Consider the following 20,839-nt stretch of genomic DNA (forward strand, 5'->3'; position numbering starts at 1 on the left):
ACGATCACGCGAATCGTGCGGCCCTCGCCTCGTCGGCACTCACTCCCAGTTCTGGAAGTTGCCGCCGTTGCACCGCAAGGTGTAGACCTTGCCGTCCGTGTTGCTGTCCAGGCACAGGCCCGTGGACACGTTAATCCAGCGCTGACCGTCGCGCCGCCAATGCTGGAAGTTGCCGCCGTTGCACCGCAACGTGTAGACCTTGCCGTCCGTGTTGCTGTCCAGGCACAGGCCCGTCGCCACATTCTTGTGCTCCACGGACGACGAGCTACCGGTCCAGGTCCAATTCTGGAAGTTGCCGCCGTTGCACCCGAGCGTGTAGACGTTGCCCCCCGTATTGCTGTCCAGGCAGCGTTGCGTCGAGACATCCCGCCACCAGTACGGGCCCGCCGCCTGGGCCGGAGCGGCCAGGCCGAGAGCACCGAGAACGGTTGCCATCGCGAGTAGTGCCAACCACCTTGCCCTGCGCTTCATCAATCCCCCTGGTGAGACGAGGGAGCGGCGGACAGGCAGGCGCCCGTTGCCGTAGACGCTCCCGCTCATTTCGGTTCGCTTTCGCATCGGCCCGATGGAGTGGATCACACCGTCCCCTATGGACCGGAAGCGATGTAACCCTCGCACCGAAGCTACGGCGCGCACGAGCCGGCCGTGTCCTTTTCGGCGTGGGTCGAAGTTCTTGACGTGCAGCCTGCTCCGCGCTACGACCGTCAACGTCCCTCGATAGGGTGCCCACGCGCGACACGCGCCACGGGCTACAATCGAGCAGCCTCGATTCGTGCGAGCGGCGGGGGAATGACGCAGACGTGTTGCAGATCCACTTCTCGCCCGACGACCTGACGCGCGTCAGGTTCGCACCGGAACCACGAATCGCCTGGGAGCTGTCGGGAAGTGTGCAGCTGCTGCAGTGCACGGACGGCGCTCTGGTCTTCGACGGCTGGCGGCAGCGGGCCAGGCGATGGGCGCGCGAAGGCCGCAACCGCGTGGCCATCCACCTGCTCTCCGACCTCTTTCCGCATTTCAAATACTTTCCGGACTACCTGACCCCCACCACCGCCGACGAGTCAACCGATTCCCTGATCGATGCAATCCTGTCGACCGGCCGGTCCCGGCGGCTGGCCGAACTGTCGACAATGGACCGGATGAAGTCGACACCGCCCTGGCTCGGCCGGTTCGCGACCGAGGACCGCCACGTGGAGAACGCGGTGGCCGGCGCGGTCCACCTGTACCAGAGTTCGCTGCTCGGCCCGGTCTGGCCCACCGTCGCCGGGCTGCTCCAGGAATACCGGGACGGCATCGCGAAAGCCATGCTTCTCGGTGGCGTCGAGCGCGCGCTCGCCACGCTCGGGCCCTCGATCAGGTGGAATCCCCCGATCCTGGAAGCCGATTATCCGGTCGACCAGGAGCTCCACCTGGACGGCCGCGGACTGGAGATCGTCCCGTCGTTCTTCTGCTGGCGCATGCCGGTCACCATGGCCGACCCGGAACTCCCACCGACCCTCGTCGTTCCGATCGAGCGCCTACCCGGGCGGACATCGCTGGATTCGCCGGGCCGCGACAGCAGACGACTGACCCTCGGCAAACTGCTCGGGCGCACTCGCGCGACGATCCTGGAGAAGTCGGTGAGCGGCGTGACCTCCGCCCAGCTCTGCAGGAGCGCCGCCGTCTCCCCCGCGTCCGTGAGCCACCACCTCGCGGTCATGCGTGACAGTGGACTCGTGGTGTCGCATCGCCATGGCGTTCACCTCGTGCATGAGGCCACCGAGCTCGGGCGCCGGCTCCTGGCATGCTCCTGAGGGCGAACGCCTCCGCGGTCAGTCGTCGCCTTCCAGGTCGCCCTCGGATTCCAGGTACACCTGCTGCAGTGCGGCCAGGGTGTCCGGCTCCGGCTCCGCCCACATCTTGCGTTCGGCCGCCTCCAGCAGGCGCTCCGTGATGCCGTGCAGCGCCCACGGGTTGGACTCGGTCATGAACTTCTGGTTCTCCGGGTCCAGCACGTACGTGGCGGCGAGCTGCTCGTACATCCAGTCGGCCACCACGCCCGCGGTGGCGTCGTAGCCGAACAGGTAGTCGACCGTCGCCGCCAGCTCGAAAGCGCCCTTGTAGCCGTGCCGGCGCATCGCGGCGATCCACCGCGGGTTCACCACCCGGGCGCGGAACACCCGGGCGGTCTCCTCGGTGAGGCTGCGGGTGCGGGCCGCGTCCGGGTTGGTGGAGTCACCGATGTACGCGGCGGGCGCCTTGCCGGTCAGCGCCCGTACCGTGGCGATCATCCCGCCGTGGTACTGGAAGTAGTCGTCGGAGTCGGCGATGTCGTGCTCGCGGGTGTCCACGTTCTTCGCGGCCACCTCGATGCGCCGGTACGCGTTCTCCATGTCCGGGCGGGCGGGCACCCCGTCCAGGTCCCGGCCGTACGCGAAACCACCCCACACCGCGTAGACCTCGGCCAGGTCGGCGTCGCCGCGCCAGTTACGGCTGTCGATCAGCGGCAGGATACCCGCACCGTACGCGCCGGGACGCGAGCCGAAGATGCGCGTGGTGGCCCGCCGCCAGTCGCCGTGCGCGGCCTCGTCGGTGACCGCGTGGGCGCGTACGTAATTCTGGTCGACGGGCTCGTCCAGGCCCGCGACCAGCCGGACCGCGTCGTCCAGCATGGCCACCACGTGCGGGAACGCGTCGCGGAAGAAGCCGGAGATGCGTACGGTCACGTCGACGCGGGGGCGGCCCAGTTCGGCCAGGTCGATCGGCGCGATGCCGGTGACCCGGCGCGAGGCCTGATCCCAGACCGGCCGCACACCCATCAGCGCGAGGACTTCGGCGATGTCGTCCCCGGCCGTACGCATGGCGCTGGTGCCCCAGACCGACAGGCCGACGGACCGCGGCCAGTCGCCGGTGTCCGCGCGGTAGCGCGCCAGCAGCGAGTCCGCCATGGCCTGGCCGGTCTCCCAGGCCAGGGCGCTGGGGATGGCCTTGGGGTCGACGGAGTAGAAGTTCCGGCCGGTGGGCAGCACGTTGATCAGTCCGCGCAGCGGAGACCCGCTGGGGCCGGCCGGCACGTAGCCGCCGTCCAGGGCGTGCAGCACGTGGTCGAGTTCGTCGGTGGTGCGAGCCAGCCGGGGCACGACCTCGGTGGCGGCGAACGCGAGGACCGCGGTCACCGCGTCGTCCGCCCGGCCGAGGACCGCTTGCACGACCTCGGCCACGGCGTCGGCCGCCCAGCCGCGCGTCTCCATCGCGGTGACCAGCTCACGCGCGGTCGCCTCGACCGCATCGACATCGGCGCGATGAGTCCCGGCGGCCGCCGTTCCAGGCTCGGTGAGGCCGAGTGCTTCCCGCAGGCCGGGCAGCGCGGCGACCTGTCCGGCCCACATCTGCCGGGCCCGCAGCATCGCCAGCACCAGGTTGACCCGCGCCTCGCCGGTCGGCGCCTCGCCCAGCACGTGCAGGCCGTCGCGGATCTGCGCGTCCTTCACCTCGCACAGCCACCCGTCCACGTGTAGCAGGAAGTCGTCGAACTCCTCGTCGCCGGGCCGGTGCGCCAGCCCCAGGTCGTGGTCCATCCGGGCCGCCTGGATCAGCGTCCAGATCTGCGCGCGGATCGCGGGCAGCTTCGCCGGGTCCAGCGTGGCGATCGTGGCGTGCTCGTCCAGCAGCTGTTCGAGGCGGGCGATGTCGCCGTACGACTCGGCGCGGGCCATCGGCGGGATCAGGTGGTCGATCAGGGTAGCGTGGGCGCGCCGCTTCGCCTGGGTGCCCTCCCCCGGGTCGTTCACCAGGAACGGGTAGATCAGCGGCAGGTCACCCAGCGCCGCGTCGGTGCCGTCCGACGCGGACATGCCGACGTTCTTTCCGGGCAGCCACTCCAGGTTGCCGTGCTTGCCGACATGCACCACCGCGTGCGCGCCGAAGTCGTCGGCCAGCCATCGGTACGCGGCCAGGTAGTGGTGGCTCGGCGGCAGGTCCGGGTCGTGGTAGATGGCGACCGGATTGGCGCCGAAACCCCGCGGCGGCTGCACCATCACCACCACGTTCGCATCGCGCAGCGCCGCCAGCACGATGTCGTTGCCGTCGACGTACAGGTCGCCGGGGGGCGGGCCCCACTGGTGGGTCACCGCGTCGCGCAAGCCCTCGGGCAGGCCGGCGAACCAGGCGGCGTACCGATCGCCGCTGATCCGTACCGGGTTGCCCTGCAGCTGCTCCTCGGTGAGCCAGTCCGGGTCCTGGCCGCCCGCGGCGATCAGCGCGTGGATCAGCCCGTCACCGTCGTAGTCGGTGAACGAACCCACCTGGTAGCCGCGCTCCTTCAGCGCCGCGAGCAGCCGGACCGTGGAGGCGGGGGTGTCCAGACCGACCGCGTTGCCGATCCGCGAGTGCTTCGTCGGGTACGCCGACAGCATCACCGCGACGCGGCGCTGCGCGGCCGGGATGTGGCGCAGCCGGGCGTGCGCCACCGCGATCCCGGCGACACGGGCGGCGCGTTCGGGATCGGCCACGTACACCGACAGCCCGTCCGGGTCGATCTCCTTGAACGAGAACGGCACCGTGATGATGCGCCCGTCGAACTCCGGGATCGCCACCTGCGTCGCCGCGTCCAACGGCGACAGCCCGTCGTCGCTGTCCTCCCACGCCGCGCGCCCGCTGGTCAGGCACAACCCCTGCAGGATCGGTACGTCCAGCTCGGCGAGCACGCCGACGTCCCACGCCTCGTCGTCGCCGCCCGCCGAGGCGGTTGCGGGCCGGGTGCCGCCCGCGGCGAGCACGGTCACCACCAGCGCGTCCGCCCGGCGCAGCTCGGCCAGCAGGTCGGGCGGCGCGGTCCGCAGCGACGAGGTGAAGATCGGCAGCGGGCGCCCGCCTTTGTCCTCGACCGCCCGGCACAGCGCCTCGACGAACGCGGTGTTGCCGGCCATGTGGTGCGCCCGGTAATAGAGCACCGCAATCGTCGGCCCGTCGCTGGATGCCAGGCCGTCGCTGGAGGCCAGGCCCGGGTCCGGGCTGGAGCTGGAGCCGGGGGCACGGTCCAGGACGCCCCAGTCCGGGGCGGGTTCGGCCGGGGCGAAACCGTGGCCGGTGAGCAGGATCGTGTCGGACAGGAAATCGTGCAGGGCGGACAGGTTCGCCGGTCCTCCGTGCGCGAGGTAGGCGTGCGCCTGCGCGGCCGTGCCCGCGGGCACAGTGGAGAGCTGCATCAGCTCCGCGTCGGGGGCCTGCTCCCCGCCGAGCACCACCACGGGTACGGGCCCGGCGAGCAGCGCGTCCAGCCCCTGCTCCCAGGCCCGGCGGCCACCCAGGATCCGGACGACCACGAGGTCGACGCCGTCGAGCAGCGCGGGCAGGTCGGAAACATCCGTACGGGCCGGGTTGGCCAGCCGGTACGCGGCCCGGCTGGCACGGGCGCTGAGCAGGTCGGTGTCGGACGTCGACAGCAGCAGAAACACGGCTCTCCCCTCGGGGTCCGCGCCCCGGGTCGAAGGTTCACGGCGACCGGAGTTTCTGGCTCCCGGGCAGCTGCGCCCGGTGACAGTGGCGGGACCGCGCCGGATTTGCACCGGCTTCCTCCGCGGCGTCGCCGCACGTGGACCCCCACTCTGCGCAAGCCGCACCAACCGCGTCAAGGCGGCGTGCCGTGTCCGACAACAACGACGGGTGATGCGGCAGGGTCGCGGTACGCCCGTAGTATCCGGGCCGTGCCCTCCCCACGTCGCGTCGACGCCGACGCCTGCCCCGGAGCGTTGCGGCTGCACGCCGCGGCCGACGGGCCGCTGGCGCGGGTGCGGCTACCCGGTGGGCGGCTCACCGGCGCCCAGCTGCAGGTGCTGCGTACGGTCGCACACGAGTGGGGCGACGGACATCTGGAACTGACCTCGCGGGCCAACGTGCAGCTTCGCGCACTCAACGGCGTCGCGGCCGAGCGGCTGGCCGGGCGGCTCGCGGCGGCGGGCCTGCTGCCCTCACGCACCCACGAACTGGTACGCAACATCGCCGCGTCCCCGCTGCCCGGCGGGGTCCTGGACGTGGCAGAACTGGTGGGCGAACTGGACCGGGCACTGTGTGCCGACGCGGCGCTCGCCGGGCTGCCGGGGCGCTTCCTGTTCGCCCTGGACAGCGGGCGCGGCGACGTGGCGTTCGCCGCCGACGTGGCGGCGTACCCCCTGGACGCCGCAACCGACCTGCCGGACGCGCCCGCGCACCCCTCGGGCGGGACGACTGACGTGCCGAACGCGCCCGTTGACGCCCCGCGCAGGGCAGCCGATCCGCGCGGCAGGACGGTCGATCCGCGGCGCGGGACAGTAGATCCGCGGGGCGGGACGGTGGCGATCCTGTTCGCGGGCGTGGACGCCGGGCTGCGAGTACCGGCCGAGGAAATCGTGCCCGCTCTGCTGGCTGCCGCCCACGCGTTCCTCGCCGAACGCGAAGCCCAGCGTGGGGCCGGGCCGGCGTGGCGGGTTGGGGAGCTTGTGGACGGGGCCGGGCTGCTGGCCGCGCGTACCGCGGCCGCGCTAGGCGTGACGTTGCACGCGCCGGTGGCACTGGACCGGCCCGAGATCGTGCCTCCCGTGGGGACCGTCGAAATCCCGGACGGGCTGGTCAGCGTCGCGGCGGTGGTACCGCTCGGGCGGTGGGACGCCGTACAGATGACAGTGCTGGAACGGGCCGCGACGCTGGTCGTGACGCCCTGGCGCGGGGTTGTCGTGCCCGGGCTGGCCGCGGCCGAGGCGTCCGGGTGGCGGCGAGCGCTGGCCGGGGCGGGCCTGGAGGTCGAGCAGGGCGCGCGGTGGGCCGGGGTGACGGCCTGTGCCGGGCGGCCCGGCTGCGCGAAATCCCTGGCCGACGTGCGGGCGGACGCGACCCGGTCGGTCACCGTGAGCGCCCCGGCCGCGGGCCTGCCGGTGCACTGGGTGGGCTGCGCCCGCGGCTGTGGCAGCCCGGCCGGGCCGCACGTACGGGTCGAGGCGACCGGCCGCGACTATGCGGTCCGGTCCCCGTCCGGATCGGGCCGGGCCGGGGTGGACGGGGTGGCCGACCTGGTCGCTGCCGCGAGGAGGAGCTGATGGAGTACGTACGCGACGGCGCGGAGATCTACCGCCGGTCGTTCGCCACGATCCGTGCCGAGGCCGACCTGGCCCGGCTGCCCGGCGACGTGGCGCGGGTGGCGGTCCGCATGATCCACGCGTGCGGGATGGTCGACTTGGTGGACGACATCGGGTACAGCCCCGGCGTGGTCACCGCGGCCCGCAAGGCGCTGCGGGACGGCGCGCCGATCCTGTGCGACGCCGAGATGGTGGCGTCGGGGGTGACCCGGCGGCGGCTGCCCGCGGACAACGAGGTGATCTGCACGCTGCGTGACCCGGCCGTGCCCGGCCTGGCCGCGGCGATCGGCAACACCCGCAGCGCGGCGGCCCTGGACCTGTGGGGTGACCGGCTGGGCGGGGCCGTGGTGGCGATCGGCAACGCGCCGACTGCGCTGTTCCGGCTGCTGGAGATGGTCGGGGCGGGGGCGCCGCGCCCGGCGGCGGTGCTCGGCATTCCGGTCGGGTTCATCGGCGCCGCCGAGTCGAAGGAGGCGCTGGCCGCCTCCGACCTGGAGTATCTGATCGTACGGGGGCGCCGCGGCGGCAGCGCGATCACGGCGGCGGCGGTCAACGCCCTGGCATCGGAGGAAGAGTGAGCGGGCGGCTGTACGGCGTCGGCCTCGGTCCCGGCGACCCGGAACTGGTCACGGTCAAGGCGGCGCGGCTGATCGGGGCGGCCGACGTGGTGGCGTACCACGCGGCGCGGCACGGGCGCAGCAACGCCCGCGCCATCGCCGCGCCGTACCTGCGGCCGGAGCAGGTCGAGGAGCCGCTGATCTACCCGGTCACCACGGAGACCACCGACCATCCCGGCGGTTACCAGGGCGCGATCGACGAGTTCTACGCGGACGCGGCGCGGCGGCTCGCCGCCCACCTGGACGCGGGCCGCGACGTGGTGGTGCTGTCCGAGGGGGACCCGTTCTTCTACGGCTCGTACATGCACATGCACAAGCGGCTGGCGCACCGGTACCACACCGAGGTGGTGCCCGGTGTGACGTCGGTGAGTGCCGCGTCGGCCGCCCTGGGCCGCCCGCTCGTGGAACGCGACGAGATCCTCACCGTCCTGCCGGGCACCCTGGAACCCGACGAGCTGGCGGCCCGCCTGGCCGAGGGCGGTCCGGCCGCTGTGATGAAGCTGGGACGGACGTTCCCGGGCGTGCGCGCGGCGCTGCAGCAGGCGGGGCGGCTCGACGACGCGTGGTACGTGGAACGGGCCACCACGGATCGGGAGCGGACCGGGCGGTTCGCCGAGATCGACCCCGCGACCGTGCCGTACTTCTCGCTGGCGTTGCTGCCCACCCCGGGCGCGGCCGCCCCATTGCCGGACGCCGTACACCTCCCGGGCGCGGCGGGGTCGGTGACCGTGGTGGGGCTCGGACCGGGCGGCCGGGACTGGCTCACCCCGGAGGCCCAGGCCGCCCTCGCCGAGGCGGACGACCTCATCGGGTACGGCCCGTACCTGGACCGGGTGGTGCCGAACCCGCGGCAACGCCGGCACCCTTCCGACAACCGGGTCGAGGCGGAACGGGCCGCGTTCGCGCTGGACCTGGCCAAGCGGGGCCGCCGGGTGGCCGTGGTGTCCTCAGGTGACCCGGGCGTGTTCGCGATGGCGACCGCGGTGCTGGAGGTCAGCGAGGATCCGCAGTGGAAGGACGTACCGGTGCGGGTCGTGCCGGGCCTGACCGCGGCGCAGGCCGTGGCGAGCCGGGTCGGCGCGCCGCTGGGCCACGACTTCTGCATCGTGTCCTTGTCCGACCGGCTCAAGCCGTGGCAGGTCATCGCTGCCCGGCTGGCCGCGGCGGCGAGCACCGACCTGGTGATCGCGCTGTACAACCCGGCGTCGCGCAGCCGCCGCGAGCAACTGGTCCGCGCCCGCGACCTGCTGCTGGAACACCGGGCCGCGGACACCCCCGTGGTGGTGGGCCGCGACGTGGGCGGTCCCACCGAGACCGTACGGGTGACCACGCTCGCGGAACTGGACCCGGCCACGATCGACATGCGCTGCCTGCTCATCGTCGGCTCGTCGCAGACCCGCGCCTCGATGCGTCCCGACGGCAGCTGGCTGGTCTTCACCCCCCGGCACTACCCGGAGGCCGCGCCCACCACGGAGGTCAGCGGGCTGCGCGGGCGCTGAGCCACCCGAGCGCCGCGGGGATCGAATCCACGATCTCCGCGGTGGAGCCGGCCACCGACGCATCCCGGACCGGCCCGGCGGCGATCGGCGACGCGGCCGGGTCGGTGCTCGCGCCGATTCCGGCCCCGGCCGGCGTCGCCGCCCCGGGCCGGTCGATCATCACGACGGGGATGCCGCGGTGGCGGGCGGCGTCCAGTTTGGGCGCCGCCCCGCCGCTGTCCTTGGTGACCAGGACGTCGATGCGGTGCGCGGCGAGCAGCGCCCGTTCACCGGCCACCGTGAACGGCCCCCGGTCCAGCACGACCCGCAGGCGGGCCGGGACGGGCGGCTCCGGCGGCTCCACGGACCGGGACAGGAACCAGCAGCCGGTGACCCCCGCGAACGCGGCGATGCTCTGCCGCCCGGTGGTCAGGAACACCTGTTCACCCAGCGTGGGCAGAAGGTCCGCGGCGGCGGCCACGGTCGGCACCCGGTGCCAGTCGTCGCCGGGCCGGGACGCGAAGCCCGGACGGCGCAGCACGAGCAGCGGCACCCCGGCCCGGGCGGCGGCCGTCGCGGCGTGCGCGGACATGGTCGCGGCGAACGGGTGCGTCGCGTCGACCAGCGCACCGACCCGCTCCGACCGCAGGTACGCGGTCAGCCCGTCGACCCCGCCGAATCCCCCGACACGCACCCGCCCCGCGACGTGCAGCGGCGCGCTGGTGCGCCCCGCGAGGGAACTGGTGACGTGCAGTCCGGGCAGGTCCGCGCAGGCGGCGGCCAGCGCCCGGCCCTCCGTGGTCCCGCCGAGGATCAGTACCCGCAGGCCGGTCACACCCGGCATCGGTCCGCGGAGTACAGGTGGCTGTCCGGGAACTGCGACGCGGTCAGCGCTGCCCCGACCACGATCACCGCGGTACGCCGGATGCCCGCCTCGGCCACCCGCCCCGCGATGTCCGCGAGCGTCCCGCGCACGATCAGCTCGTCGGGACGGCTGGCCCGGGCCACGACCGCCACCGGGCAGTCCGCGCCGTAACTGCCGGTCAGCTCCGCGACCACGGCGTCGATCCGCTGCACGGCCAGGTGCAGCACCATCGTGGCGCGGCTGGCGCCCAGCGTGGACAGGTCCTCGCCGGGCGGCATGGCCGTAGCCCGCTCGGCGGTACGGGTGAGGATGACCGTCTGCGCGACGCCGGGCACGGTGAACTCCCGTCCCAGCGACGCGGCCGCCGCGGCGAACGCGGGCACCCCGGGCGTCACGTCGTACGGCACCCCGGCCGCGTCGAGCCGGCGCATCTGCTCGGCGACCGCGCTGAACACCGACGGGTCACCGGAGTGCAGCCGGGCCACGTCGTGTCCGGCGGCGTGCGCGTCGACCATCAGCGCCACGATCTCGTCGAGGGTCAGCCGCGCGGTGTCGACCAGGCTTGCCCCGGGCGGGCACGAGTCCAGCAGCTCGGCGGGGACGAGGCTGCCCGCGTACAGGCAGACCGGTGAGGTGGCGATGAGCCGTTGCCCGCGCACGGTGATGAGGTCCGCGGCGCCGGGTCCGGCGCCGATGAAGTGCACCGTCACGGCTTCGTCACCGACCAGATCGTCACCGGCATCATCGTCCTCCATCCCGTGAACCCGCCGACCGGTGCGCCGCGGCTGACCGCGACCCGGGTCAGCTCGCCGCCGAGCCGGGCGTACCAGGCGGCGAGCACTGCCTCGGATTCCACCGTGACCGCGTTGGCCACCAGGCGTCCCCCGGCGCGCAGCGCGGCCAGGCAGGTGTCGAGCACCCCGTCGCGGGTCAGGCCGCCGCCGATGAACACCGCGTCGGGGGCGGACAGGTCGGCCAGCGCGTCCGGGGCACGGCCGTGCACCACGCGCAGCGCGGGGGTCCCGAGGGCGGCGGCGTTGGCGCGGATGCGCGCGGCGCGCTCGGCGGACGACTCCACCGCGACGGCCCGGCAGGCGCGATGCGTACGCATCCATTCGATGCCGATGCTGCCCGAGCCCGCGCCGACGTCCCAGAGCAGCTCGCCGGGTTGCGGGCCGAGGACGGCGAGGGTGACCGCGCGGACCTCGCGCTTGGTGAGCTGGCCGTCGGTGTCGTACGCCTCGTCGGGCAGGCCGGGCACACACGGTACGGGACGGCCCGCGCCGCGGCACTCGACCGCGATCACGGTGAGCGGGTCGGTGTCCAGGTGGGACCACGTCCCGGCGGCGCCCGTGAGGGCGTGCTCGGCGGGGCCCCCGAGCTGGGACAGCACGGTGAGCGGGCTGTCGCCGTACCCGCGGGCGGTGAGCAGCGCGGCCACCTGGGCCGCGGTGGTGCCGTCGCGGCCGAGCACAAGGATCCGGCGCCCGGGGTGCACCAGCGGGTGCAGCTCCTCGACCGGTGCGGTCACGAGGCTGAGCACGTCGGTGTCGGCGAGCGGCCAGCCGAGGCGGGCGGCGGCGAGCGAGGCCGAAGACGGATGCGGCAGGACCCGCACGGCGTCCGCGCCGGCGTGCCGGACGAGCGTGGCACCGATGCCGTGCCACATCGGGTCTCCGCTGGCGAGCACGCACAGTGTCCGTCCGCGGTGGTCGGCGAGCAGGCCGGGCAGCGCGGGCAGCAGCGGGGAGGGCCACGGCACCCGCCGCGCGGCCACGGTCGCGGGCAGCATCGCGAGCTGCCGGTCGCTGCCCAGCACCGCCTCCGCGGCGGTCAGGGCGGCCCGGGCCGGGCCGGTGAGCCCGTCCCACCCGTCCGCGCCGATCCCGACGACGGTCAGCGGGTGCGGGTCGGTGGTCACGGGATTGACGCTATCGCCCGCCGGTCGTGAACCGGTCTGCAGGGCTCGAGAAGCGCCCGCGCGGGTCGCGGGTCCGGGAGACGATCGGGGACATCGTTCGAAACTGGACCCCGATGAGCATCTTCCCGCCGTACCGTCAGATCGATATCTTTCCATGCATGAAGCGCGTCTTCGCGATCCTCACCCTGATCACGACGCTGCTCGCAGCGCCCCGGCCCGCACTGGCCGCGGTCGCGACCGATGCGTCCTACCGGACGCTGAGCACCGCACACCTGCCGGACTGGATGCGGGCCGTACCGGACACGACCAGCCTGGCCGCGATGTCGATCCCCGGCACCCACGACACGATGGCGATCCACGGCGGCGGGCCGACCCAGACCCAGGAGGACTTCGGCGACAGCGGCGCCACGCTGGCCGCGCAGCTCGCCGCCGGCATCCGGGTGATCGACATCCGGGCCCGGGTGAACGGCGGCAACACGTTCACGATCCACCACGGCGCGGTGTATCAGAACGCGAACTTCGACGACGTGCTGGACAAGCTCGCCGCGTTCCTGTCGGCGCACCCGTCCGAGACCATGGTCATGCGGCTCAAACAGGAATGCACCGGCGAGGTGGGCTCGTGCACGGACGTTCCCGGCCAGATGAGCTTTCCGGACATCTTCGACCTGTACGCCGCGAAACGGCCCGCGCTGTTCTGGCAGCCGTCGATCCAGCGCGGCAGCAACGCGCCCACCCCGGTGCTGGGCGCGATCCGCGGCAAGGTCGTCCTCGCGGTGCTGCACGGCGCGTTCGGCGGCCCGATCGAGCATTACGGGCTCGTCCAGTTCGCCGACTGGAACGGAACCTCGACGTACGTGCAGGACAACTACAACGTCCCCAACATCGGCGCCATCGCCACGAAGCGTGACCAGGTGCGGCGGTTCCTGGACACCACGGACGCCGGGGACCCCGGCAAGATGTACGTGAATTTCGCCAGCGGCGCGAGCACGTTCGTGCAGCCCCAGTGGGTTGCCGGCGGGGCGCTGTGGCAGCAGGGGGTCAACCCGTTCCTGCTCGACTACCTGAACCAGGGACACGTCACGCACCGCACTGGGATGGTCCTGATGGACTTCCCGGGCGGCGGCCTCATCGAGAAGATCATCTCGTTCGACTAAGGGATTTTCCGGGCCCGCGTTGAGCGTTCCCGCCGCTCGCTGCGTACCAAACCCCGACGGCCTCCGGTCGTCACGTCGGCCACCGGGGGGTGGTGGACGCCGGAGACGACTGGCGAGCGGGTGAAAGCGATGGCGCGGGCGTACGGCGACGTCGCCGGCCGACAGGGGCCGGAGACGTTCCAGACCTTCGAGGACCAGCGCAGCCGTCGCCCCGAGCCGGTGACGACCGCGCGGTTCCTGACCCGGACCCGGTCCCAGCCGCGGCCCGACCACGCCCGCGGCGACATCATCGTCGAGGCGCCCGCCGACCCCGGCGGCTGGCGCGGCTCCGGCGAGGGCCCGGCCGTACCGGTGGACGACCGGCCCCCCGCCGAGGCCGTCACCGGCAACCGGCTCCTCACGATCATCCTGTTCTTCGCCGGCCTGGGCACCAGCATCGCGCTGTGGGTGTTCGACACCCAGCCCGGCACGGTCAACGACACCGCCACCCTCATGCTCGCGGTCGGCCGGGTCACCGGCCTGATCGGCGGCTACCTGCTGTTCGTCCAGCTGCTCATGATGAGCCGGGTGTCCTGGCTGGAGGACTGGGTCGGCGCCCGGGACCTGCTGCGCTGGCACCGCTGGCTGGGCACGTCACTGGTGGTCGCGGTCCTCGTACACATCGTGTTCATCGTCTTCGGGTACGCCAAGACCGCGCAGGCCGGCGTGGTGCAGCAGGCGTTCGACATCGTCAAGACGCTGCCCGACATGCTCAGCGCCGTGGTCGCCACGGTCATCCTCGTGGTGATCAGCCTGATCTCGATCCGGGCCGCCCGCGCCAAGCTGCCGTACGAGCTGTGGCACCTCACCCACCTCGCCGCGTACCTGGTCCTGCTGCTCGGCTACGGCCACCAGGTCGCCACCGGCGCCGACCTCAGCGGCCGCTACGCGCAGGTCTTCTGGCCCGGCCTCGGCGCGCTGGTGATCGCCGCCCTGTTCTGGGGCCGCCTCGTCGAGCCGGTGTGGCTCAACTCGCGGCACCGGTTCGCGGTGGCCGAGGTGGTCGCCGAGGGCCGGAACACCTTCTCGATCTACATCGACGGCAAGAACCTCGACCGGCTGCCCGCCCAGGCGGGGCAGTTCATGCGCTGGCGCTTCCTGACCCGCAACGGCTGGTGGCAGTCGCACCCGTTCTCCCTGTCGGCGGCCCCGAACTCCGACTGGCTGCGCCTGACCGTCACCGCGGTCGGCGGCCACACCGCGCAGCTCGCCGAACTGCAGCCCGGCACCCCGGTCTGGGCCGAGGGCCCGTTCGGTACGTTCACCGCCCAGCACCGCACCCGGCGGCGCGCCCTGCTCATCGCCGGTGGCAGCGGCATCGCCCCGATCCGGGCCTTGCTGGAGGACATGCCGCCGGACACGATCGTCATCTACCGCGCCAGCCGCCCCGACGAGCTGGTGTTCCGGGCCGAACTGGAGGACCTGGCCGAGCGGCGCGACGCCTGGGTCCGCTACATCGTCGGCTCCCGCGCCGACGCCGGCCCCCGCCGCCTCTTCACCCCCGAAGGGATGATCGGCCTCGTCCCCGACGTCAACCGCCGGGACGTGTACCTGTGCGGCCCGCCCGGCCTCGTCGGCGCGGCTGTCAACACCCTGCGCCAGCTCGACGTACCCGACAGCCAGATGCACCTCGACCCCTTCGAGTTCTGACCTCGACCCCTTCGAGTTCTGACCTCGACCCCTTCGAGTTCCGACGGAGACACACGATGCGACGTAGTACCGCAGCAGCCGTAGGCACCCTGGCCGGCGCCGCCCTGATCATCGGCGTACGGCTCAGCGTGTCCGCACCCGTAGTGACCGCCGCGCCCCCCGCCGTCGATGTCGCCAACAACGACCTGGGCACCGGCGACCCCGAACCGTCGGCGTCCTCGGGCAAGAAGAAGAAAGAACCCGCCAAGGATGACCAATCGGGCACCGCGGGCGGTGGCAGCGGCCTCACCGACGGCACGTTCAAGGGCAAGGCGGTCCGCAACCCGTACGGGACCGTGCAGGTGAGCATCAAGGTCACCGACGGCAAGATCGCCGCGATCGGCGCCACGTTCCCCACCACCGGCCAGAGCGCCACCATCAACCCGGCCGCGGTGCCGCAGCTCAAGAAGGAAACCCTCAAGGCCCAGAGCGCCGAGATCGACGCCGTCTCCGGCGCCACATTCACCAGCAAGTCGTACGTGGAATCCCTGCAGGCCGCGCTCGACCAGGCCGGCGCGTAGGGTCCCAGGGGTGCGGCACGTCGAACACGTCATGGGCACCGTGGTCAGCATCGAGCTGGCCGACCCGCTGCCCGCCGAACGGCTCACCACGCTGATCGGCGACGTGTGCAACTGGCTGCACGAGGTCGACCGCCGGTTCACCACGTACTCCGACGACAGCGAGGTCATGCGGCTACGCCGCGGCGAGATCTCCGCGGATGACGCCTCGCCCGATTTGCGGCACGTGCTGTCCGCCTGCGCCGACCTGTGGCGCGAGACCGACGGCTGGTTCGACGCGTACGCCGCCGGGCCGCTCGACCCGTCCGGCTACGTCAAAGGCTGGTCGATCGAGGTGGCCTCGAGGCGGCTGGCCGCAGCCGGCAGCGCCAACCACTGCCTCAACGCGGGCGGCGACATCCGGATGCGCGGCCACAAGACCGACGGCACACCCTGGCGGGTCGGCGTGCGCCACCCCTGGCAGGCCGACAAGCTGAGCTGGGTGCTGGAGCTCACGGACGGCGCGGTGGCCACCTCCGGCACGTACGAGCGGGGCGCGCACGTCTTCAACCCGCGTACCCGGCAAGCCGCGCAGGGCCTGCGCTCGGTGACCGTCACCGGCGCTGATCTGGCGCTGGCCGACGCGTACGCGACCGCCGCGCTCGCCATGGGTGAACCCGGCGTCGCCTGGCTCGCCAAGCTCGCGGCCGACGGCTACGAGTCCGCCGCGGTGACCGACGACGGCCGGGCGTTCCGCACGGCCGGCCTTCCCGCCGTCGACCTCACCTAGAATTCCGCGAACAGGTCGCGGGAACCGTGCTCGGATCGGCGCCACGGCCTCAGAAGCGCGCGGACCGGGCCGCGCCGCCGTGCGGATGGGTGCGCGAGGCTCTTACGCCACTCCAGCCACGTCGTGCACCACGCCGGGCCACGTTCTGCCGCATGGCGAACGCGGTGGCGTCTCCCCCTCCCCCGTGGGCGATCAAGCCGACCGCGGACCGGGTAGTTCGTGCGCGGTGCACAGGTTTCGGTCCTGTCGTCCGGTCTCGGATCTCGGATCTGGACTGCAGGCTTGCACCTGCCTCGGCCATTTCATCTGCCCGCTGCTCGGCGCTGAGCGGTCGGATCTCCATGCCGCCGTCCGACACCCCTCCGCACCCCGCCCCAGGTCACGGCTCCGGGAGACGGCAGTGCGACGCGCCGGGGGACCCCGGTTTGGCAACCCCCGGGGGAACCGGCTAAAGTTCCTATCCGTCACCGGGGAACACCACCGGAGCGACAAGCGGACGTAGCGCAGTTGGTAGCGCATCACCTTGCCAAGGTGAGGGTCGCGGGTTCGAGTCCCGTCGTCCGCTCGGAGAGGCTTCCACAGGTAACGTGCGGGGCCCACTCGGTGGAGTGGCCGAGAGGCGAGGCAACGGCCTGCAAAGCCGTGTACACGGGTTCAAATCCCGTCTCCACCTCGGCGAGGTATGACCGAGGGCGATTGGCGCAGCGGGAGCGCGCTTCCTTGACACGGAAGAGGTCACTGGTTCGATCCCAGTATCGCCCACCAGCTCAGAGGCCATGTTCAATCGATGAACATGGCCTCTTTTCATGCCTGGGTGACTAACTGAGTGACTATCACCGTGGACCCGCATCGAGGGCGAAGATCTTGTCCATGGCGGCGGCGCCGGTCAGCAGGACCGGGCGGAGTTGGTGGCGGTAGACGGCCTCGGTCACCCGGGTGCCGGAGTGGCCGCACAGGTCGGCGATGTCGTTGATCGAGACTCCGCTCTCGGACAGCAGCGACACGAAGCTGTGCCGCGGCTCGCGCGGCGTCCAGTCGGGGGGTTGAACCCAGCCGCCTTGGTGACACGGAAGGCGCGCCGGACGTTGGCGGCGTCGAGGGCCGCGCCCAGGCTGTCGCGAGTGACAGCAACGCTGACAGCAACTACCCCGAACGGCGGCGATCAACGAGGTCCGGCAGTGGACGACCTTCCGAGGCCACGGCCACAGACGCACTCTGACGGACGGCCGCTCAGAACTTACAAGCGAGGGTTCAGCGGCGCCCGTACCTATGGGAGCGGATTCAGCTTGTCAGCGTCGGCGGCCAAGGAGTCGTTGGGATTGACCTGCCATGCGTCGAGTGCGGGGTGTTCCAGGATTCCTTCGATCAGGTCGGTTGTCCGCCGACGAGGGTGGAGTCGAAGTCGATCTCGCTGGCGACGTACCAGGCGCGGTCGGCAGGCCACAACAGGTTCGGGGACTGCGGTACGAACCAGTCGGGTAGCGGTCGGTGCCCGAGTTGCAGCGCGGCGTGCAGTGGGCCGGTGAACAGGATGTAGTCCCGGCCGTAGTGGTGCAGGTTCGCGACGGCTGTGGAGGGGGTCCAGCCGTGGCCCTCCCACAGGCCGAAGTAGCAGGTGTCCGGAGTGGTGGTGTGGTGGGTGAGCAGGTTGCAGAGCGGTCCGAGAAGTTGAGGCGGCAGATTGCCGCACTCGGGATCGTTACCGGGCCACAGGTATTTGGCGGCGGCATACCGGTGCGGGGAACCGACGAGGGCGTGCCACTGCATGGTGGGGTGCGCCTGCCGTCCGGTCACGGCGGCGACCTGTGACCAGGCGGTCGGGCTGCCGGATTCGTCGTCGGCTGGATGGCATACGCGTGCGTAGGCGGCGTAACCCTGCGGAACCTCACGTGTCACGGCGCCGAACTCGCCCATCAGGCGGGGTTTGATCCACGATGCAGCAGCCAGGTCGTCGTCGGTGACGAGCTTCAGTTCGGGAGTGTCCACCACATCAGCATGGTTCGCCGGGTGCTGCTGGGTGACTAACTGGGTGACAATCACCCGCGACGGAGATGGACGCCTGTCGACGGCGGTGGAAGCCTTCGCCGGTCGGGATCGAAGGAAACCGTGTCCGGGAGCTATCGAACGGGCGCGTCATCCGAGGCCAAGAACCGTGACCGGAACCGCTGGATCAGTCTCGACAAGGGCAGTTTGATCGCCAAGCCGACGATGAATCCGACAGCCAGCCCGGTGAGGTTGTTGACCAGATCCTCGGAGTCGCACGAACGCAGCAGCCATGGCAGCGCGAATTGGATGCCCTCGACGAGGAAGGGTGCCGCCACCACGGCGATTGCTTTCCGTGACGGGAGCTGGGCGGCCGTGAAACCGAGAGGCACAAACAACAGTACGTTCTGCCCGGCTTCACCGGTGAATCCCGGCGTCCACCGATCCGCAACACATTGCCATTGTGGATGAATCCCGACCAGATCGTTGGCCGGGTTGGGCAGGAGCGTGAGGCTGACGATACCGCCGATGGAGAGAACCAGCAGGAACGCGATCAACCTATTACTTCCCAGTCGCGTGGCCAACGGTTTGCCGCACAGCAGTCCGAGCAACGCGGAGAACGCAACTCCCGGCCAGAACAGGGGGTAGGACTGGAAAAGTGACACTGGGCGGACCTCCGAACGTCGTTGCATAGGAGCCCGGCCAGGGTAGGAGACATGATCAATGAGTCAGGTTAGGTAGCCTGATGCCACCTGCGCTGGACCCCTCGGCCGGAGTTACATCACTCCTGTCGATGTGCCGCCTGAGATTCACCACGCCTTTTGGTCACTGCGCAAAGCCACCGACTTTGCGTCCGGGCGGCAGACCCCCACTGGGCCGGCCGAGTGACAATCGAGGAGCACTACGACTGGATGTCCACGGACTCCCATGGAACATTCCTGCGCCTCATCAAACCCTTCATGATCATTTGTACGGGACGAAGCGGTGCTCTGCCAGCTTTGCGCCGCCCGGACGGCCGTGGGTGGCGCCAGCGCGGAAGCCCCCATAAGCGCCCCGACGCGATCCTGCCCACGCTTGGCGGGCAGGCCGCGGTGAGCGGTGACTGTGGGTGCCCGCGGCGCTTTCTGGGTTGGTCTGCTTCGATCCGCAACTGGATCGGCTCCGGCCGTAAGGGGCGTCGGCGGCTCCGTGACATCGACGGATCACGTCCCGTGCTGTGACCACGAACGATGCGGGTGTTGGTTGGCACGCGGTCCCGCCCGCGGTGGCTGATCTCGTACGCGTGGAACCTGGAACTTGCGTCGGCCAGAGGTCCCACCAGGTCCGATGTGACTCGCGACATGACTACCGCCCACATCGATACTGGCCAGTAACATGCGTCGGGTGACGGTATATGCGATCGCCCAGCTCTCCATCCACGACCGCGACGGCTACGGCCGTTACGTCGCGGCATTCATGCCGGTGCTTCAGCAGTACGGCGGCCGGCTGCTGGTCGCCGACGAGCAGCCCGAGATCGTCGAGGGGCAGTGGGACGGCGACAAGGTCGTCGTCGTGGCGTTCCCAGACCGGGACGCCCTCATTGCCTGGGCGAACTCTGCGGAGTACCAGCAGATTTCGAAGGACCGGCACGCCGCCACCAACGGCGTCGTGCTGGCCGTGCGCGGCACAAGCTAGTGACGTGACCAAGAGCGTTTGAGGTGTTGGGGTCAGGCAGCTACCCGGGTGGATGCTTGGCCCCAGCGTCGTCGTTGTCGTTCGCTGCGGATACGGCGCGTTCGTGGCGTTGCGCGGCCCGGACGTGTGTCCAGGAGCTCACGGGCCCGTGGACCACAAACGCCGGTCGGGCTCTCCGAGTCCTCCGCTAGACCGTCGTCACGCAACCGCACGGACAACACGAACGCGCCACCCGAGGACAAGACCACGCACAGCTCCCCGGAGGTCCCGTCGACGCGTGTCGGCTGCTCATCCATCTCGTGACAGTATTGGCGCGACGTCGCGCGGGCCACCTCCATCCGATGGTTTCCTCCCGTCACGCCCTCCGAGGCCCCATCGGGACGATGATGGGGTGGCCGCCTGGTCAAATGCCGAACGCGACTCGGCACGGGTCCATGCCGTTGACCGTCACTGCGGGTCGGACCTGCTGACGCCATCCTTGAGCCGTTAGGCGCAGCCGATCGGAGACGACGGCTTCTCCGTCGCGCGCGTCGACGGAGATGCCGTCATGCTGGTATCCGAGTTTGCGGGAGACGGCCTGCGAGGCGTGGTTGTCTTGGAAGACCTCGGTGAGCGCGGCAGCGGCCCCGAGGTGATCGAAAGCGAGGGTAAGTAGTCCTAGCCTGGCTTCGGTGCCGTAGCCGACACCTTGGTGCTGCATGCCGAGCCAAGACCACGTCGTGACCTGCCGGACCACCGGAAAGTCGCGAGCACGAAGGTTGATCATCCCTATCGGCTCGCCGGCGAGGAAGACTCCCATGCCCAGCGCCCAAGCTGTTACGTCCCAGGTGGCCAGCTGGTGCCAATATCCCTGCAGCACGAACCGGGCACGGTCGGCGGAGCTGCCCTCCGTCCACGGCGTCAGAAACGGTCGCTCGCTGGGCGGATGCACGCCCCGTCCGGCAACGTCGGCAAGCACGGCGAGCTCGTCCTCACGGGGCAGATGCAGCTCCAGGCGTGGCGTGACTACGGTAAGACCGAACTGCGGCCAGAGATCGACAAGCATGC

General features: G+C 71.3%; 17 protein-coding genes, 3 tRNA genes, 1 pseudogene and 1 riboswitch. Of the genes and pseudogenes, 12 read left to right on the forward strand and 9 right to left on the reverse strand.

Translation table 11 applies throughout. The features are described 5' to 3' along the window. Window positions 1–39: 39 nt before the first annotated feature. A complete protein-coding gene (locus tag ACMCNK_RS12480; RefSeq protein ID WP_412736569.1) occupies window positions 40–435 on the reverse strand; it encodes an RICIN domain-containing protein in 396 nt (131 codons plus the stop codon). Between the two features lie 287 nt (window positions 436–722). Here ACMCNK_RS12480 and ACMCNK_RS12485 point away from each other — a divergent pair, with 287 nt between their 5' ends. After that, entirely contained in the window at window positions 723–1,790 is a 1,068-nt protein-coding gene (locus ACMCNK_RS12485) for an ArsR/SmtB family transcription factor (protein ID WP_412736570.1), read from the forward strand. Between the two features lie 18 nt (window positions 1,791–1,808). On the opposite strand, the gene cobN is transcribed toward ACMCNK_RS12485, so the two are convergent. Continuing rightward, window positions 1,809–5,432 (reverse strand): cobaltochelatase subunit CobN, encoded by a 3,624-nt coding sequence (gene cobN / locus ACMCNK_RS12490; protein WP_412736571.1) that lies wholly within the window; start codon window positions 5,430–5,432, stop codon window positions 1,809–1,811. Between the two features lie 49 nt (window positions 5,433–5,481). Further along, a riboswitch (cobalamin riboswitch) is annotated at window positions 5,482–5,553 on the reverse strand. Window positions 5,554–5,681: 128 nt separating this feature from the next. On the opposite strand from cobN, the gene ACMCNK_RS12495 reads away from it, so the two are divergent. Genes ACMCNK_RS12495 through ACMCNK_RS12505 form a run of 3 tightly spaced genes read left to right on the forward strand, consistent with a single transcriptional unit; the run spans window position 5,682 to window position 9,201 of the window. Continuing rightward, the gene (locus ACMCNK_RS12495; protein ID WP_412736572.1) at window positions 5,682–7,046 is read left to right on the forward strand and encodes a precorrin-3B synthase; all 1,365 of its coding nucleotides are present in this window, start codon (window positions 5,682–5,684) and stop codon (window positions 7,044–7,046) included. Then, window positions 7,043–7,663, forward strand: a complete 621-nt coding sequence (locus ACMCNK_RS12500; protein ID WP_412740829.1) for a precorrin-8X methylmutase — start codon at window positions 7,043–7,045, stop codon at window positions 7,661–7,663. Before ACMCNK_RS12495 ends, ACMCNK_RS12500 begins: the two co-directional genes overlap by 4 nt. After that, the gene (locus ACMCNK_RS12505; RefSeq protein ID WP_412736573.1) at window positions 7,660–9,201 is read left to right on the forward strand and encodes a precorrin-2 C(20)-methyltransferase; all 1,542 of its coding nucleotides are present in this window, start codon (window positions 7,660–7,662) and stop codon (window positions 9,199–9,201) included. Before ACMCNK_RS12500 ends, ACMCNK_RS12505 begins: the two co-directional genes overlap by 4 nt. Here the strand turns inward: ACMCNK_RS12505 and ACMCNK_RS12510 are convergent. Genes ACMCNK_RS12510 through cbiE form a run of 3 tightly spaced genes read right to left on the reverse strand, consistent with a single transcriptional unit; the run spans window position 9,179 to window position 11,966 of the window. After that, window positions 9,179–10,024, reverse strand: coding sequence for a cobalt-precorrin-6A reductase (locus tag ACMCNK_RS12510; RefSeq protein WP_412736574.1), 846 nt, complete (start codon window positions 10,022–10,024; stop codon window positions 9,179–9,181). The genes ACMCNK_RS12505 and ACMCNK_RS12510 overlap by 23 nt on opposite strands. Continuing rightward, complete coding sequence (gene cobM, locus ACMCNK_RS12515) at window positions 10,012–10,755, reverse strand: precorrin-4 C(11)-methyltransferase (RefSeq protein WP_412740830.1); 744 nt, start codon at window positions 10,753–10,755, stop codon at window positions 10,012–10,014. Before cobM ends, ACMCNK_RS12510 begins: the two co-directional genes overlap by 13 nt. Then, complete coding sequence (cbiE, locus tag ACMCNK_RS12520; protein WP_412736575.1) at window positions 10,752–11,966, reverse strand: precorrin-6y C5,15-methyltransferase (decarboxylating) subunit CbiE; 1,215 nt, start codon at window positions 11,964–11,966, stop codon at window positions 10,752–10,754. Before cbiE ends, cobM begins: the two co-directional genes overlap by 4 nt. A 158-nt stretch (window positions 11,967–12,124) precedes the next feature. Between cbiE and ACMCNK_RS12525 the strand changes: the two genes are divergently transcribed. The 7 genes from ACMCNK_RS12525 (at window position 12,125) to ACMCNK_RS12555 (ending at window position 16,900) form a co-directional block, all read left to right on the forward strand. Continuing rightward, window positions 12,125–13,120 (forward strand): phosphatidylinositol-specific phospholipase C, encoded by a 996-nt coding sequence (locus tag ACMCNK_RS12525; RefSeq protein WP_412736576.1) that lies wholly within the window; start codon window positions 12,125–12,127, stop codon window positions 13,118–13,120. A 129-nt stretch (window positions 13,121–13,249) separates the two neighbouring features. Next, the gene (locus tag ACMCNK_RS12530) at window positions 13,250–14,809 is read left to right on the forward strand and encodes a ferric reductase-like transmembrane domain-containing protein (RefSeq protein ID WP_412736577.1); all 1,560 of its coding nucleotides are present in this window, start codon (window positions 13,250–13,252) and stop codon (window positions 14,807–14,809) included. A 56-nt stretch (window positions 14,810–14,865) separates the two neighbouring features. Then, window positions 14,866–15,369: an FMN-binding protein gene (locus ACMCNK_RS12535; protein WP_412736578.1), complete on the forward strand. Its 504-nt coding sequence runs from the start codon at window positions 14,866–14,868 to the stop codon at window positions 15,367–15,369. Between the two features lie 31 nt (window positions 15,370–15,400). Beyond that, window positions 15,401–16,135 carry an FAD:protein FMN transferase gene (locus ACMCNK_RS12540; RefSeq protein WP_412740831.1) on the forward strand — a complete coding sequence of 245 codons (735 nt, stop codon included), beginning with the start codon at window positions 15,401–15,403 and terminating at the stop codon, window positions 16,133–16,135. A 492-nt stretch (window positions 16,136–16,627) separates the two neighbouring features. Next, window positions 16,628–16,700, forward strand: a tRNA-Gly gene (locus ACMCNK_RS12545). A gap of 37 nt (window positions 16,701–16,737) precedes the next feature. After that, a tRNA-Cys gene (locus ACMCNK_RS12550) sits at window positions 16,738–16,808 on the forward strand. Window positions 16,809–16,825: 17 nt separating this feature from the next. After that, window positions 16,826–16,900 (forward strand) — tRNA-Val (locus ACMCNK_RS12555). A 68-nt stretch (window positions 16,901–16,968) separates the two neighbouring features. On the opposite strand, the pseudogene ACMCNK_RS12560 reads toward ACMCNK_RS12555, so the two are convergent. The 3 genes and pseudogenes from ACMCNK_RS12560 to ACMCNK_RS12570 all read right to left on the reverse strand — a co-directional run. Then, window positions 16,969–17,243: pseudogene (locus ACMCNK_RS12560) on the reverse strand (tyrosine-type recombinase/integrase); the annotation flags it as partial. A 257-nt stretch (window positions 17,244–17,500) separates the two neighbouring features. Continuing rightward, window positions 17,501–18,121 (reverse strand): hypothetical protein, encoded by a 621-nt coding sequence (locus ACMCNK_RS12565; protein ID WP_412736579.1) that lies wholly within the window; start codon window positions 18,119–18,121, stop codon window positions 17,501–17,503. 131 nt (window positions 18,122–18,252) lie between these two features. Beyond that, the gene (locus tag ACMCNK_RS12570) at window positions 18,253–18,675 is read right to left on the reverse strand and encodes a VanZ family protein (protein ID WP_412736580.1); all 423 of its coding nucleotides are present in this window, start codon (window positions 18,673–18,675) and stop codon (window positions 18,253–18,255) included. A gap of 826 nt (window positions 18,676–19,501) precedes the next feature. On the opposite strand from ACMCNK_RS12570, the gene ACMCNK_RS12575 reads away from it, so the two are divergent. Next, a complete protein-coding gene (locus ACMCNK_RS12575) occupies window positions 19,502–19,792 on the forward strand; it encodes a DUF1330 domain-containing protein (protein ID WP_412736581.1) in 291 nt (96 codons plus the stop codon). 403 nt (window positions 19,793–20,195) lie between these two features. Here ACMCNK_RS12575 and ACMCNK_RS12580 read toward each other — a convergent pair whose 3' ends face one another. Then, a complete protein-coding gene (locus ACMCNK_RS12580) occupies window positions 20,196–20,837 on the reverse strand; it encodes a GNAT family N-acetyltransferase (RefSeq protein ID WP_412736582.1) in 642 nt (213 codons plus the stop codon). Window positions 20,838–20,839 lie beyond the last annotated feature (2 nt).

Source organism: Krasilnikovia sp. MM14-A1259 (assembly GCF_047159535.1).
Taxonomy (GTDB): Bacteria; Actinomycetota; Actinomycetes; order Mycobacteriales; family Micromonosporaceae; genus Actinoplanes.